Below are 13829 nucleotides of genomic sequence, written 5' to 3'. Positions count from 1 at the left end.
GGTCCTGCTGTTGGATGGTCTCCGTGCACCCACTCGCCGAGGGAATCCTCCACTCCCACCTCGGGTACGGCGACCTCCCCGGCCAAGCCGTGATCGCCGTCGTCCCCAGTCCACCGCTGTCGACCGACCCCGCTCGGACTCCCGTCGGGTTTGTCGTTGCCGAGTTGCTCGGGCCCGGAGGGAAAGTGGCGCTGCAGCCTGGGCCGGTTGAGCGCGTGCCTGGCTGGACGAGTGGGCCGTACTGCCGCATCCCGTTGCCCGAAGGTCTCGCACCTGGCTCCTACACGGTTCGCGTAGCTGTCGACGGGCGGGAGCCTCGGTCGGAGGCCTTCGAGGTCGGGCCGGAACGACTACAGCGGCAGACGATGTCCGACGTACTGGCCTACTTCAAGGCAATGCGCTCCAGCGGCGAGATCGACCGCAAGGACCGCACTGCCCGCCTGTGGGACGACCCCACCGGCACGACCGTCGACGCCCGCGGCGGCTGGCTCGACGCGAGCGGCGACACAAGCAAGTTCCTCTCGCACGTCACGTACACCTCGACTATGAGCCCGCAGCAGATCCCCTTGTGCGCTTGGGCAATGCTCGCCGCCCGCGACCAACTCATCGCGCACCATCCGTCGCTGGTACGCCCGCTTGGGGCACGTCTGTGCGACGAGGCGCTGTGGGGCGCCGACTTCCTCACCCGCTTCCGCTCCCCCGACGGGTACTTCTACACGGGCATCTTCGACGCCCTCACCAAACGCCTCGAGGAACGTTTCATCACCGCGCCCCTCCAGAACAGCGTCCGCACCAACCGCTACCAAGCCGCCTACCGCCAAGGCGGCGGCATGGCAATAGCCGCCCTCGCACGTGCGTCCACCGTCGACGACGACGGCGACCACACCCGCTTCGAGTGCCTGGCCACCGCCCGCACCGCCTTCACCCACTTAGAGCAGCACAACCTCTCGTACCTCTTCGACAACAAAGAATCCATAATCGACGACTACACAGCCTTGCTAGCCGCGACAGAACTCTCCGCCGCGGAACTGTCTGCCGCCCCGAGCCTGTCTGCCGCCGCGCAAGTGTTTGGCGCTGACGGATCCACTGCCCGGGAAGCCGCCCGTCGGCGAGGCGGATCCCTTGTCGGGCGGTACATCCGGCCGGACGAGGGACCGGGGTGGTTCCGGGCTGACGAGCTCGGGCGGCCGTTCTTTCATGCTGCCGAACCCGGTCTGCCGATCCTCGCCCTCCTGCGGTTCGCCGAGGTCCTCCCAGATGCGCCCGAGGCCGAGGCCGCGCGAACCACGGCCGTGCGGGCGATGCTCGACGTACTGGACCGCACAGGCTCGGTCCCCAACCCGTTCGGCTACCCGCGCTCCCGCGTCCAACCGCTCGACGACTCCCCACGCGACGCCTTCTTCTTCCCGCACTCCAACGAAACCGGCTACTGGTGGCAAGGCGAGAACGCCGGCATCGCCTCCCTCTCCGCCGCCGCCAGCACCTGCGCACAACTGCCCGGACTCTCAGCGGCCGACCGCACCCGCCTGCAAACCTTCGCCACCGACCAACTCGCCTGGATCACCGGCCGCAACCCCTTCGACACCTGCATGCTCCAGGGCCGCGGCCGTAACAACGCCGACTACTCCCCCGACTTCCCCAACCTCCCCGGCGGCATCCTCAACGGCATCACCTCCGGCTGGACCGACGAGTCCGACCTGGCCTTCCTCCCACCCGAAGCCCCAGAATCCGACAGCTGGCGCTGGTCCGAACAATGGATCCCCCACACCGCCTGGTACCTCCTAGCCATCGCCACCGCCCCCTGACTCACGACTCCCACGGCTGCTCTCCCGAACGAACCACCATCCGCCCCCGATGGACTTCCCGCGCCCCGGAAAGCACCGCCGACAGAAAGTCGTGAAGCTCCACGGCCGGCACATACTCGAAGACGAACTCATCGACGATCACCCGAGCACCCTCAAACCCGTCACGCACCGACACGATGACGGTGAGGGGCTGGTCGACCGTCACCACAAAGTCCGAAACCTCCGGCGCCAACGCGACAACCCTCTCCTCCCAGAGCAGACTCGGATGCACGTTCCCCAGCCGACCGAGCTCCTCGACGAACGCCTTCCGCGACATCACCACGCCTTTCCCTCCAGCGACTTCCGCCATGTCGTGCCAACTCCCGTTGCCGAGCCGAGGCAGGGGGGACCGTGAACAGGCAATAACGTGTTCACGGCCCCTGCCGGGTGTCCGAGCTCCCGGCTGCGAGCGCGATCGGCCGCCCTGTTCACCTCAAGGGGTCGGGTAGGTAAACAACCAATCCGCCGCCAGCCGGGACTTCTCAACGTACGTCGGTCGGTCGGCCCCAAGGCCGTACTGCAGATCCTCAAGCAGTGAGCACCGCGCGTAAAACCAAGCGCGGTCCAAGAGGCCTTCGTCGACAGGAAGCCGACTCACGGCTGCGTAGCCAGCGAGCCGATTCGCGGTTGCGTCGGCGGGAAGCCGGCTCACGGCTGCATCGGCGGAGGACCGGCTCGCGGCTGCATCGGCGGAGGACCGGGGCGCGGCTGCGTCGGTGGAGGGCCGATCTGCGGTTGGGTCGGCGGGGAGTTGGCTCGCGGTGGCGTAGGCGGCTGAGAGTCGGTTCGTTGCCTCGTTGTATGCGGCTGGGCCTAGGTCGCGGAGGATTAGGCCGAGGTCGCGGGCTGGGTCGCAGATTGCGGCGTCGGTCCAGTCGATTACGCCGGAGACGTCGTACGTGCTGGCATTTACGAGGACGTGTTCGATGCCGAGGTCGTTGTGTGAGTAGACGAGGCGGGGCGGCGGCGCTGGGAGCGGGCTTTGCAGGAAGGCCTCGACTGCGCGCTGGGTGTCGGGCGTCAGTTCCGATGCCACGGCGGTGTAGCTCTCGGCAGCTTCGTCGCGCCAGGCGTCGAGCGGCTCGTCGTCGATGTCCACGAGGTCGGCGAGCTGTTCGACGTCCTGAGCATGCAGTACGGCGAGAAGTCCGCCGAGCTCAGCGGCGACACGCACCGCGCACTGCGATCGGATGTCAGGGGGGAGATCGATCAGTGGAGTCCCGTCGAGCTTCCGGTACGCCAGGCACCCATCCTCAGGCAGGACGAAGACCGGCTGAGGCACAGGCAACGTGCTCACCTTGCCGACCCACTCCAGCAGCTCAGCCTCACGCCGCACCACACCCGGCTCACGAGCAACCCGGACGACGAGCTCACGGTTCACCTCGTAGGCCGCGTTGTCCAGCCCCGACCCAAGAGTCGTGACGGTCTCAACGACATACCCAGGCAACCCCAACCCCACCAGCCGTCGAACATCGCTGTGCATTTGCCAAGGCTACGTCGTGTCTTGAGTGCGGGTGGGCAGGAGCTGACCGTTCAGACGCACGGTTTACCTGTGGGTGGAGTCGTCTCACGACCGACAGGAGGACCCTACTGGCGACAGCACTCGTGTCCGGCCGGCGAGGCCGCCGCGAACACGGCGAAGATCTCCCGCGTAGCCGGCACATGGAACAACACCCATCACGATCGTCTGACGGAGAACGAGCACACGACACCACAGGGCTTTCAATCAAGCGAGCGGCAGCGCCCATGGGCGGGTGGGAGCGCCCGCGGCCCGGCGACGGAGGAGCCGGGCGTAGCGGGCGCGTGGGGTTAGTCGTACATCTTGTCGAGGAGGGTGGCGTACTGGGTTTCCACGTACTTGCGCTTGAGCTTCAGGCTCGGGGTCATCTCGCCGGACTCCACGGTGAGGTCGCGGTCGAGGATGGTGAACTTCTTGATGGTTTCCCAGCGGTTCAGGCCGGCGTTGAGTTCGTCGACGTATCCCTGGACCATCGTGCGGGCCGCGTCCGAGGTGACGATCTCCTCGTACGACTTGCCACCCAGGTCGTTGGAGTTGGCCCAGCCCTGGATCGCGTCCGGGTCGAGGGTGACCAGCGCGCTGACGAAGTTGCGCTTGTTGCCATGGACAACGAACTGGCCGACGTACGGGCAGATCATCTTGAACCGGCCCTCGATCACCTGCGGGGCGACGTACTTGCCGCCGGAGGTCTTGAAGAGGTCCTTCTTGCGGTCGGTGATGAAGAGGTACTCGTCCTCGAAGTGGCCGATGTCGCCGGTGTGGAACCAGCCGTCGGCGTCGATCACCTCGGCGGTCTGCTCGGGCTGGTTGTGGTAGCCGCTCATCACACCGGGGCCCTTGATCAGGATCTCGCCGTCCTCGGCGATCTTGGCCTCGGTGGCGGGGAAGATCGGGCCGACGCTGCCGAGGCGGTACTGGCCGGGGCGGTTCAGCGACGAGCCGGCCGCGGTCTCGGACAGGCCGTAGCCCTCCAGGATCAGGAGGCCGGCGGAGTGGAACCACTCGGCGAGCTGCTTGTCGAGGGCTGCGGAGCCGGAGACGAAGAAGCGGATCCGGCCGCCGAACCGGGCGCGGATCTTCGACAGGACCAGCTTGTCGGCGAGCGCGTACTGCGCACCGAGAGCGCCACCGGGCTCCTTGCCGGCCTGGCGCAGCGCGGACACGCGAGCGCCGACCCCGAAGGCCCAGTGGAAGAGCTTGGCCTTGATCCCGCCCTCTTCCTCGATCATGGTGACGATCCGGGCGTGCGCCTTCTCGAAGATCCGCGGCGCCGCGGCCATGAAGGTGGGCTGGACGACGGCCGCGTTCTCGACGATCTTGTCGATCCGGCCGTCGATCGCGGTGGCGAACCCGATCTGGAACTGTACGGCGAGCAGCACCTGGCCGAACACGTGCGACAGCGGGAGCCACAGGAACTGCAGGTCGTCCGGGCTGAGCACCTGGATCCCCTCGACCGCGGCGCCCTCGTACGTCCACACGGAGTGCGGCAGCCGCACCCCCTTCGGTCGCCCGGTCGTGCCGGACGTGTAGATCAGCGTGCACAGGTGGTCGGGCTTGATCTGCGCCAGCCGGTCGTCGATCGACGACGGGTTCTCGGCGAGGTACGACGTACCGAGCTCGTCCAGCGTTGACAACGAGATCACCCAGTCGCCGTCCGCGGCCGGGGCCTCGCCGTCGATCAGCACGACCTTCTGCAGCGACGGCGTCTCGGAGCGGTGCTCCCGCAGCTTGTCGAGCTGGGTCGTGTCCTCGGCGAACACGACCTGGACGTCGGCGTCGGCCACGATGAAGGCGACGTCGCCGGCGATCGTGGTCGGGTAGATCGTGGTGGTCGCGGCGGCCGCGAGGACGGCGGCCAGGTAGCACTCGACCCATTCCATCCGGGTGCTGGAGGCGATCGCGACCCGTTGCTCGGGCTCGACGCCGAGCGCCATCAGGCCGGCGGCCCGGCGGCGCGCCAGTTCGTCGAGCTCTCGCCAGCTGGCGGACTTCCACTGGTCCCCGGACGGGTAGCGGAAGGCCTCGCGGGACGGGGTCGCGGCGACCCGGTCGAGAAACATCGTGGCCATCGTGTCTTTGCGGTTGCTGAGCAGCGCGAGCTGGCCCTCATCGGCGACTGGCTTCATTGTCTGGCCTCCATCGGGGGTCAAGTAACCGGAGGGTAATGGCTAGCGGGCACAGCTGACTATGCCCCTCGCTCGCCTGCCCCCACCTTCTCCATCACGTTTCCGCAACGCGCACCTACGGCCCGTGGCCTGCGTCTCACTGACAGTTCTACTCCCCCGTGACGGGGCCCCGTCAACCGCCGCGCCGCAGCTCCGCCAGCGTCTGCCGGACAACGTCGGCATCGGGGTGCTCCATGGCTTCGAGGATCTCGAGCGCCTCGGTCCAGCTCGCAGCAGCCTCCTCGGGCCGGCCGGCTTGCTGCTGCACCTCGGCCATCGACATCAGGCACTCGGCGGTCTCGTGCCGCCTGCCCTGCGTGCGCAGGATGTCGACCGCGGTCGCGTAGCTGGCGATGGCCTCGTCGAGGCGGCCGGATCCGGCCAGCGCGTACGCCATAGTGTCGCTCACGACGGCACGCCCGTACTCCGAGTCCTGCTCCTCGTAGAGCTTCACCGCCTGCTGCGCGTAGTCCACCGCGGTGTCGAACTCGCCGAGCTGCCCGTAGTACCAGCCGAGGTTGTTGAGCGCGTTCGCCCGCGCGTCGACGTGGCCGGTCCGCTCGTAGATCCGGAGCGCGCGCACCGTCCGCTCGATCGCCTGCCGGTGCTCCCCCATTCGGCTCAGGACGCGGGCCTGGCTCAACGAGCCGTGCGCGACGCCGGCGTCGTCACCGAGCTCCTCGGCGATCCCGAGCGCGAGTTCGTGCTGCCGGATCGCGTCGTCCCACTGCCGCAGTGCCATGTGGCCGCGGGCGAGGTCGCGGCGGGTCTGGGCCTGCTTGCGCAGATCACCGAGCCGGACCGCCGCATCGAGCGCCAGCAACTCCGACTCCATGTACCCGGGCTGCCCGCGGAAGTCGAGATAGTCCGCAATCGCCCACACATACAGCCACAGCAACCCGTCAGCACGGCCGGCAGCAGCCCGCAGTACGGCGAGATTGTTCGGCTGCTCGGAGTCGAACCACTGGAACGCATCCTCCCGCGTCGACGGCAGCACGACGTCGACGCCGGGATCCAGCCCCGGCAACTCGACCCGATCCCGCCTGGGCGCAAGCAACAGCGCCGCCGCACTCCCGGTGTGCACGAGATAGCCGAGCAAGCGCTCGAACGCCTCGTCCGCCTCCTGCTCCTCGCACAGCTCCCGGGCATAGGTGCGCAGCAGGTCGTGCAACGCGTACCGATCCGGCCCGAGCTCGACCAGTTGATGGTTGGCAACCAGTACGGCGAGCATGCCGCGAGCCTCACGTACCGGTACCCCGGCCAGTGCCGCACCGGCTCCCACCGTGATCTCCGCGCCCGGATGCTGCGCCAGCAACCGGAACATCCGCGCCAACTCGGGCCGCAGCTGCCGGTAGGACGAGGAGAAGATCGTGCGTACGTCGATCCCGTCGGTGGTCGCGAGTGCGTCGAGCGGAGCCTGGCTCAGTGCCTCGACGAACGAGTCCAGCTGCCGTCGCGGCCGCAACGCGATCTGTGCCCCGAGCAACGAAAGCGCCAGCGGAAGCCCGCCACAGTGGGCGATCAGCGCTTCGGTGCTCTCGGCATCTTCTCGCAGCCGAGGCTCGCCAACCCTTGCTGCCAGCAACTGCCTCGACTGCGCGGGGTCGAGCACGTCCAGCTGGATCGGCTCGGCCTGGTCCGTCGCGACGAGGCCGGCGAGCTCGTTCCGGCTGGTGACCAGAGTCAGGCAGTTCGGCCCGGTCGCGGCCAGCGGCCGCACTTGGTCGGCGTTGCGCGCGTTGTCCAGGACGACGAGGACCGAGCGCTCGGCGAGCAGGCTGCGGTACAGGGCGATCTGTGCGTCCGCCGCGATCGGCAGCCGGTCGGCCGGAATCCCCAGTCCGGCGAGGAACCGCGGTACCACCGACAGCGGGTCCGCGGGCCCGGTGGCGGGCGAGAAGCCGAGCAGGTCGGCGTACAGGATCCCGTCGGGGAACATGTCCGCGACCTGGCGCGCCCAGTGGATCGCGAGCGTGGTCTTTCCGACGCCGGCCGGGCCGATGATGAGTCCGGGGCGCGGACCGGGGAGCAGTCCGTTGAGCTGCTCGAGGTGCTCGGTCCGGCCGGCGAAGCCCGGTACGGCGCTGGGCAGCTGGCGCGGCACGACCATGCCTTCGGCGTCGGTCGCCTGCAGCAGTTCGGCGTGCACTTGCTGGAGCTCGGGACCGGGGCCGACGCCGAGGGTCTCGCGGAGGCGGCGGGAGACTTCGGCGTACGTCGACAACGCGAGCGCCTGTCGTCCGGAGGCGTGATGGGCACGCATCAGCTGGGCCCAGAAGCGCTCTCTGGTCGGGTAGCGCTCGACGAGCTCGGTGAGTTGCGGGATCACGGCGGCCGCGTCGCCCAGTGCCAGGCGTGCGTCGAAGGAGAGCTCCTGGGCTTGCAAGTGTTCCTCGACGAGACGCGGGATCATCTCGCGGGTCAGTGCGCCGGTGTCGAGGCCTGCCAGTGGTTCGCCGCGCCAGAGGGCGAGGCTCTCGGCGAGCAGGGCGACTCGGTCTTCCGGGGCGGTTGTCTTGGTTGCTCGCCGTACCAGGTCCCGGAAGGTCTCGAGGTCGAGTTGGGTCGGGTCGGCGTGCAGCGCGTAGCCGCCGTCGCCCGTGGTGATCATCGTCCGGGTGGTGTCGCCCAGGGCTGCGCGGAGGCGGGAGACGTAGATCTGCAGGGCGGAGCGCGGGCTGTCCGGCAGCTCGTCGTCGTCCCATAGGACCTCGACCAGGTCCTCGGTGCGGACTGTGCGGTTGAGGCGGAGCAGGAGGGCGGCAAGCAGTACGGCGGGCCGGTGCGACGGCAGCGGGACCGGAGACCCGTCAGCCCTGTGCACTTCCACGGTCCCGAGCAGGCGGAACCGCAGCTCGGACCCGCTCACCCCACGCCGCTCCAGCTCGGTCACCTCCACTGCAGACGGCTGCAGCCCGCGCCGCAACCAGCAGGAAGGCTTACCTTATCCCCGCCCCACCCCGGACGTCTCAGGTGGAACTACTCGGCTTACCGCTCGGCGAGCAGCTCCGCGATCTGGACGGCATTCAGAGCGGCGCCCTTGCGGAGGTTGTCGTTGGAGATGAACAGGGCGAGGCCGCGGTTGTCAGGGACGGACTGGTCCTGGCGGATGCGGCCGACGTACGACGGGTCCTGGCCGGCGGCGAGCAACGGCGTCGGGATGTCGGCCAGGGCGACACCGGGAGCGGCGCCGAGCAGCTCGGTCGCGCGCTCCGGCGTGATCGACGAGGCGAACTCGGCGTGGATGCTCAGCGAGTGCCCGGTGAAGACCGGCACCCGGACACAGGTCCCGGCGACCAGCAGGTCCGGGATGTGCAGGATCTTGCGGCTCTCGTTCCGGAGCTTCTGCTCCTCATCCGTCTCACCGGTGCCGTCGGCAACGATCGAGCCGGCCAGCGGGAGCACGTTGAACGCGATCGGCCCGGCGTACACCTTGGGCTCGGGCAGCGTGATGCCCTGCGCTCCGCGGGCGAGGCGGCCGCCCGGCTCCGCGAGGGCGCGCGCCTGGTCCTCCAGCTCGCTGACGCCGGCGCCGCCGGAGCCGGAGACGGCCTGGTAGGTGGCGGTGATCAGCCGGGTCAGGGTCGCCTCGCGGTGCAGCGGGGCGAGCACCGGCATCGCGGCCATGGTGGTGCAGTTCGGGTTGGCGACGATGCCCTTCGGCAGGTTCTCGAGGTCACCCGGGTTCACCTCGGACACGACCAGCGGTACGTCGGGATCCATCCGCCATGCGGACGAGTTGTCCACCACCACGGCCCCGGCGGCGGCGACCTTCGGCGCGAACTCCTTCGACGCGGTCTTCCCGTTCGAGAACAGCGCCAGGTCCAGGCCCGTGAAGTCCGCCGCGGCGGAGTCCTCGACCGTGATGTCGGTGTCGCCGAACGGCAGCTTCGTCCCCGCCGACCGCGCCGACGCGAAGTACCGCACCTCGTCCACCGGGAACTTCCGCTCGACGAGCAGCTCCCGCATCACACTGCCAACCTGACCCGTAGCACCGAACACACCAACTCGCATGCCAGCACCCTAATAGCCCCGCCCCCACCAATCACCCAAGTTCCACCATGCGGCAGCCCGGCCTCCCTGGGGCGGAAGGGAGGCCGGGCCGGTGCAGGTGCGCTCAGGCGTCGGCGACGAGGACTCCGCCGTTGGCTACGTCGGTGGTTTCTATTTCGGTGAAGACGATGCGGACGGACTCGCGCTTGGCGTTCAGGATGGAGATGGCGGACTCGGTGACGGCGGCGACGAACTCGCGGCGCTGTTCGAGGGTGCGGCCGGACAGGAGCTCGACGGTGATGTTCGGCATTCAGATCTCTCCAAGTCGGTAGTTCTGTGTCACGGGACAGTGTTCCAGGAATCAGCCGGCCAGCGCGGCCCGTCTCGCGGCGACCTCGTCGGTCTCCGCCGGGTCGCTGTTAGCGAGTCGACGAGCTCGTCGACGTCCGGGCGGCGCTCCGGCAGCAGCAGGCCGAGGCCGACGTACACCAACAGGGAAGTTGCCAGCGGCAACGCGACGACCAGGGTGGTGTCAATGGACTCGATGCCCCACTTGACGATCGCCCAGACCACCAGGCCGATCGCCCAGGACGCGAGAGCGGCCCGCGCCCCGCTGCGCTTGAACCACGGCAGCAGGCTACTCCAGCGGTGAGACGACGCCGTGCTTGGCGCGCAGCCGGTTCCAGCGGGCCGCGAACACGAACGCGCCGATGCCGACACCGACGCCGATCGACACCGCCCACCAGACGTAGACGGTGATGCCGTAGGTGTAGGCGACCGCGGCGAAGGCAACGAACATGACGGCGGAGTAGCCGGACATGTGGTGCGAGATGCCGGACAACCACCTCCCAGGGGCGATGGGATGGATGCTGAGTGGACGGTTCCATTCATCAGAACTCAGTGTCAAGTGGCGGAACCCAGAACAATCTCGGCGGATGTTCCACGCCCAAGGTTTGACACGATGTTCCGTGACGTAGAACCTAGTTCTGTGAATGCCCCCTTGCAGATCAGGCACGCCACCCATCCCGACCAGGTCCCCGGGTTCGACACGGCTGCGCTGCGCCGGCACTACCTGGTCGACGACCTGTTCGTCCCCGGCTCGGTGACCGCGGTGCTCACCCACCACGACCGGATCGTGCTCGCCGGCGCGCGCCCCACGAGCGGGCCGCTCAGCCTCCCCACCTGGCCGGAGCTGCGCAGCGAGTACTTCCTCGAACGGCGCGAGGCCGGCGTCGTCAACGTCGGCGGACCCGGCACGGTCACTGCGGACGGGACGAAGTACGAGCTGAGCACCGGAGCCTGCCTGTACGTCGGCCGCGGTGTTCGCGAGGTGGTCTTCGACGGACCCGACGCGGCGTTCTACGTCTTCTCTGCCGCGGCCCACACCGCCTTCCCCACCACGCTCGTCAACCCGGGTGAGGGCAACCGGCTCGAGCTCGGCGACCAGCAGACCGCGAACCGCCGCACGATCGACCAGTACATCCACGCGGACGGCGTACGCAGCTGTCAGATCGTGCTCGGCGTGACCACGCTGCACGCAGGCAGCACCTGGAACACCATGCCCGCGCACACACACGACCGCCGGACCGAGTGCTACCTGTACTTCGGCCTGCCCGAGACCGAGCGGATCGTCCACCTGCTCGGCGAGCCCGACGAGACCAGGCACCTGCTGGTCGCCGACCGCCAGGCCGTCATCTCCCCCAGCTGGTCGATCCACAGCGGCGCCGGCACCTCGTCGTACAGCTTCGTCTGGGCGATGGCCGGCGAGAACCAGGCGTTCGGGGACATGGACGGCGTCGACGTACGGGAGCTGCGGTGACAGCTGACCCGTTCAGCCTGCAAGGGCGTACGGCGCTCGTCACGGGAGCCCGCCGGGGTATCGGCGCGGCCATTGCCGTCGGGTACGCCGCCGCCGGGGCCGAGCTGATCCTGATGGCGCGCGACGCCGCCCTCGAGGACACGCTGGAAGCCATCAAGGCGAACGGCGGCGGCGAGGCGACCGTCGTGACCGCCGACTTCGCCGACCCGGCCGCGGTCGAGGCGGCCGCGACCGAACTGGCCCGGACCCGGCGGATCGACATCCTGGTCAACAACGCCGGCACGATCCGGCGGGTCCCGGCGGCCAGTACGGCGACCGCCGACTGGCGGCACGTGATCGACGTGAACCTCAACTCCACCTGGGCGGTCACCCGGCCGATCGGCGCGGGGATGGCCGAGCGCGGTTCCGGAACCGTTGTCACGATCGCCTCGCTGCTGAGCTTCCAGGGCGGGATCACCGTTCCCGCCTACACTGCGAGCAAGCACGCGGTCGCGGGACTGACCAAGGCGCTGGCCAACGAGTGGGGTCCGGCCGGGGTCCGGGTGAACGCGATCGCCCCCGGATACATCAGCACCGACAACACCACCGACCTGCGCGCGGACCCCGGTCGCGAAGCGGCCATCCGGGAACGCATCCCGGCCGGTCGCTGGGGCCGGCCGGAGGACGTGGTCGGCGCCGCGGTCTTCCTGGCCTCGGCGGCGGCCGGGTACGTGAACGGTCACGTGCTCGCGGTCGACGGCGGCTGGCTGGCCAGATAGGAGTGGCAAGATGACCGACATGAGCGCGCCCTCGGCCATCGACAAGACGCTGATGGTGCTGGACGCCGTCCTGGAACACTCGCGCTTCACCGACGTCGTCAACGCGACCGGCCTGGCGAAGTCGACGGTGCACCGGATCATGGCGTCGCTGGTCGAGCACGAGTTCGTCGCGCAGGCCGAGGACGGGTCGTACCACCCGGGCCCGAAGGCGCTGCGGCTGGCCGGTCACGCCCTCACCAACGTCGACCTCGCTACGGTCGCCCGCCCGGTGCTCGCCGACCTGGTCGCGCAGACCCGGTGCACTGTGCACGTCGGCCTGCTCAACGGCGACGAGGCGATCTACGTCGCGCGGCTCGACGGACCGAAGCCGTACCGGATGCCGTCCCGCGTAGGCAAGGCGTTCTGGCTGCACTGCACCGGCATCGGCAAGGCCCTGCTCGCGGAGAAGGACGACGAGTCGCTCGACGCCCACATCACCCGGACCGGCCTGCCGGCCCGCACGCCGCTGACGCACACGACCGCGGCCGCGTTGAAGGCGGACCTCGCCCAGGTGCGCGCTCGCGGCTACGCGCTGGACGACGAGGAGAACGAGCCGGGCATCCGCTGCGTCGCCGCTGTCATCCACGACCACACCGGCGCCGCGATCGCCGCGGTCAGCATCTCCACGCTGTCGCTCGAGCAGTCGATCGCCCAGGTCGCGCTGATGGCGCCCGCGGCGATCGAGGCCGCCCGCAAGATCTCCGCCGCCCTCGGCTACCGCGAACCGACCTGAGCCCGAAACCAGTCGATGGTGCGCTGAAGTCCTTCCTCGGCGTCGATCTTGGGCTCCCAGGCCAGCACGTCCCGGGCCCGGCCGATGTCCGGTTGCCGCACCCGCGGATCGTCCGTCGGCAACGGCCCGAACGCGATCTCCGACGGAGAACCCACCAGGTCCTTGATCCACCGGGCCAACTCCAGCACCGTCAGCTCATGCGGGTTACCGAGGTTCATCGGCCCCGGATGATCCGCGTGCACCATCCGGATGATGCCCTCGACGGTGTCGTCCACGTAGCAGATCGACCGGGTCTGGCTGCCGTCACCGGCGACCACGATCGGCACCTCCTCGAGCGCCTGCCGGATGAACGTCGGCACCGCCCGTCCGTCGTTCGCCCGCAGCCGCGGCCCGTAGGTGTTGAAGATCCGCACGATCGCCGTGTCCACGCCGTACGCGGTGCGGTAGGCCGTGGTGATCGCCTCGGCGAACCGTTTCGCCTCGTCGTACACGGCACGTGGGCCGATCGGGTTGACGTTGCCCCAGTAGTTCTCCTGCTGCGGGTGGACGAGCGGGTCGCCGTACACCTCCGAGGTCGAGGCCAGCACGAACCGGGCGCCCTTCGCGCGGGCGAGACCGAGCGCGTGCTGGGTGCCGGCCGAGCCGACCTCGAGGGTCTGGATCGGCAACCGGAGATAGTCGATCGGCGAGGCCGGCGATGCGAAGTGCAGTACGGCGTCGACCCGCCCGGCCACGTGCACGTAGTCGGTGACGTCGCAGCGGACGAGCCGGAAGCCGGGATGGTCGATCAGGTGGGCGACGTTGTCCGGGCGCCCGGTCAGGAAGTTGTCCAGGCAGAGCACTTCGTAGTCTTCGGCAAGTAGTCGTTCGCACAGATGACTACCGATGAACCCAGCTCCCCCGGTCACGACAGCGCGACGCATGTAGTTCCCCCTTGCTCAATGCCCCCCAAGCAATGA

At 69.0% G+C, this 13829-nt stretch carries 13 protein-coding genes; 4 read left to right on the top strand and 9 right to left on the bottom strand.

Annotated features, from left to right (window positions below; all coding sequences use genetic code 11):
• Positions 1 to 14: 14 nt before the first annotated feature.
• Positions 15 to 1805 (top strand): glycoside hydrolase family 9 protein, encoded by a 1791-nt coding sequence (locus ACIBGM_RS36085; protein WP_396388103.1) that lies wholly within the window; start codon positions 15 to 17, stop codon positions 1803 to 1805.
• 1 nt (position 1806) lies between these two features.
• Here ACIBGM_RS36085 and ACIBGM_RS36080 read toward each other — a convergent pair whose 3' ends face one another.
• The 8 genes from ACIBGM_RS36080 to ACIBGM_RS36045 all read right to left on the bottom strand — a co-directional run bounded on the left by ACIBGM_RS36080 (position 1807) and on the right by ACIBGM_RS36045 (position 10362).
• Positions 1807 to 2154 carry a hypothetical protein gene (locus ACIBGM_RS36080; protein WP_396388102.1) on the bottom strand — a complete coding sequence of 116 codons (348 nt, stop codon included), beginning with the start codon at positions 2152 to 2154 and terminating at the stop codon, positions 1807 to 1809.
• A 123-nt stretch (positions 2155 to 2277) separates the two neighbouring features.
• Entirely contained in the window at positions 2278 to 3327 is a 1050-nt protein-coding gene (locus ACIBGM_RS36075; protein WP_396388101.1) for a phosphotransferase family protein, read from the bottom strand.
• 326 nt (positions 3328 to 3653) lie between these two features.
• Positions 3654 to 5489 carry a long-chain fatty acid--CoA ligase gene (locus ACIBGM_RS36070; protein ID WP_360532249.1) on the bottom strand — a complete coding sequence of 612 codons (1836 nt, stop codon included), beginning with the start codon at positions 5487 to 5489 and terminating at the stop codon, positions 3654 to 3656.
• Positions 5490 to 5661: 172 nt separating this feature from the next.
• Complete coding sequence (locus ACIBGM_RS36065; protein WP_396388100.1) at positions 5662 to 8421, bottom strand: BTAD domain-containing putative transcriptional regulator; 2760 nt, start codon at positions 8419 to 8421, stop codon at positions 5662 to 5664.
• 95 nt (positions 8422 to 8516) lie between these two features.
• A complete protein-coding gene (locus ACIBGM_RS36060) occupies positions 8517 to 9542 on the bottom strand; it encodes an aspartate-semialdehyde dehydrogenase (protein WP_360532255.1) in 1026 nt (341 codons plus the stop codon).
• A 103-nt stretch (positions 9543 to 9645) separates the two neighbouring features.
• Positions 9646 to 9831 carry a tautomerase family protein gene (locus ACIBGM_RS36055; protein ID WP_360532258.1) on the bottom strand — a complete coding sequence of 62 codons (186 nt, stop codon included), beginning with the start codon at positions 9829 to 9831 and terminating at the stop codon, positions 9646 to 9648.
• A 29-nt stretch (positions 9832 to 9860) separates the two neighbouring features.
• Positions 9861 to 10094, bottom strand: coding sequence for a hypothetical protein (locus ACIBGM_RS36050; protein ID WP_396388099.1), 234 nt, complete (start codon positions 10092 to 10094; stop codon positions 9861 to 9863).
• 64 nt (positions 10095 to 10158) lie between these two features.
• Positions 10159 to 10362: a hypothetical protein gene (locus ACIBGM_RS36045; RefSeq protein ID WP_396388098.1), complete on the bottom strand. Its 204-nt coding sequence runs from the start codon at positions 10360 to 10362 to the stop codon at positions 10159 to 10161.
• Between the two features lie 147 nt (positions 10363 to 10509).
• Here ACIBGM_RS36045 and kduI point away from each other — a divergent pair, with 147 nt between their 5' ends.
• Genes kduI through ACIBGM_RS36030 form a run of 3 tightly spaced genes read left to right on the top strand, consistent with a single transcriptional unit; the run spans position 10510 to position 12870 of the window.
• On the top strand, positions 10510 to 11340 hold the full coding sequence (gene kduI / locus ACIBGM_RS36040) for a 5-dehydro-4-deoxy-D-glucuronate isomerase (protein ID WP_396388097.1): 831 nt from the start codon (positions 10510 to 10512) through the stop codon (positions 11338 to 11340).
• Entirely contained in the window at positions 11337 to 12098 is a 762-nt protein-coding gene (locus ACIBGM_RS36035; protein WP_396388096.1) for an SDR family oxidoreductase, read from the top strand. The genes kduI and ACIBGM_RS36035 overlap by 4 nt, the downstream gene beginning before the upstream one ends.
• A 10-nt stretch (positions 12099 to 12108) precedes the next feature.
• Positions 12109 to 12870, top strand: a complete 762-nt coding sequence (locus ACIBGM_RS36030) for an IclR family transcriptional regulator (protein ID WP_360532273.1) — start codon at positions 12109 to 12111, stop codon at positions 12868 to 12870.
• On the opposite strand, the gene ACIBGM_RS36025 is transcribed toward ACIBGM_RS36030, so the two are convergent.
• The gene (locus ACIBGM_RS36025) at positions 12852 to 13793 is read right to left on the bottom strand and encodes a UDP-glucuronic acid decarboxylase family protein (protein ID WP_360532276.1); all 942 of its coding nucleotides are present in this window, start codon (positions 13791 to 13793) and stop codon (positions 12852 to 12854) included. The genes ACIBGM_RS36030 and ACIBGM_RS36025 overlap by 19 nt on opposite strands.
• Positions 13794 to 13829 lie beyond the last annotated feature (36 nt).

Origin of the sequence: Kribbella sp. NPDC050470 (assembly GCF_044458365.1) — a bacterium.
In the GTDB taxonomy this organism is placed as follows: domain Bacteria; phylum Actinomycetota; class Actinomycetes; order Propionibacteriales; family Kribbellaceae; genus Kribbella.
This window is presented reverse-complemented; position numbering and strand designations above follow the sequence as displayed.

Coding starts and splice junctions, on each gene's coding strand:
- ACIBGM_RS36075 (WP_396388101.1), bottom strand. CDS start 3,327: ATGCACAGCGATGTTCGACGGCTGGTGGGGTTGGGGTTGCCTGGGTAT.
- ACIBGM_RS36055 (WP_360532258.1), bottom strand. CDS start 9,831: ATGCCGAACATCACCGTCGAGCTCCTGTCCGGCCGCACCCTCGAACAG.
- ACIBGM_RS36030 (WP_360532273.1), top strand. CDS start 12,109: ATGACCGACATGAGCGCGCCCTCGGCCATCGACAAGACGCTGATGGTG.
- ACIBGM_RS36070 (WP_360532249.1), bottom strand. CDS start 5,489: ATGAAGCCAGTCGCCGATGAGGGCCAGCTCGCGCTGCTCAGCAACCGC.
- ACIBGM_RS36080 (WP_396388102.1), bottom strand. CDS start 2,154: ATGGCGGAAGTCGCTGGAGGGAAAGGCGTGGTGATGTCGCGGAAGGCG.
- ACIBGM_RS36025 (WP_360532276.1), bottom strand. CDS start 13,793: ATGCGTCGCGCTGTCGTGACCGGGGGAGCTGGGTTCATCGGTAGTCAT.
- ACIBGM_RS36060 (WP_360532255.1), bottom strand. CDS start 9,542: ATGCGAGTTGGTGTGTTCGGTGCTACGGGTCAGGTTGGCAGTGTGATG.
- ACIBGM_RS36085 (WP_396388103.1), top strand. CDS start 15: ATGGTCTCCGTGCACCCACTCGCCGAGGGAATCCTCCACTCCCACCTC.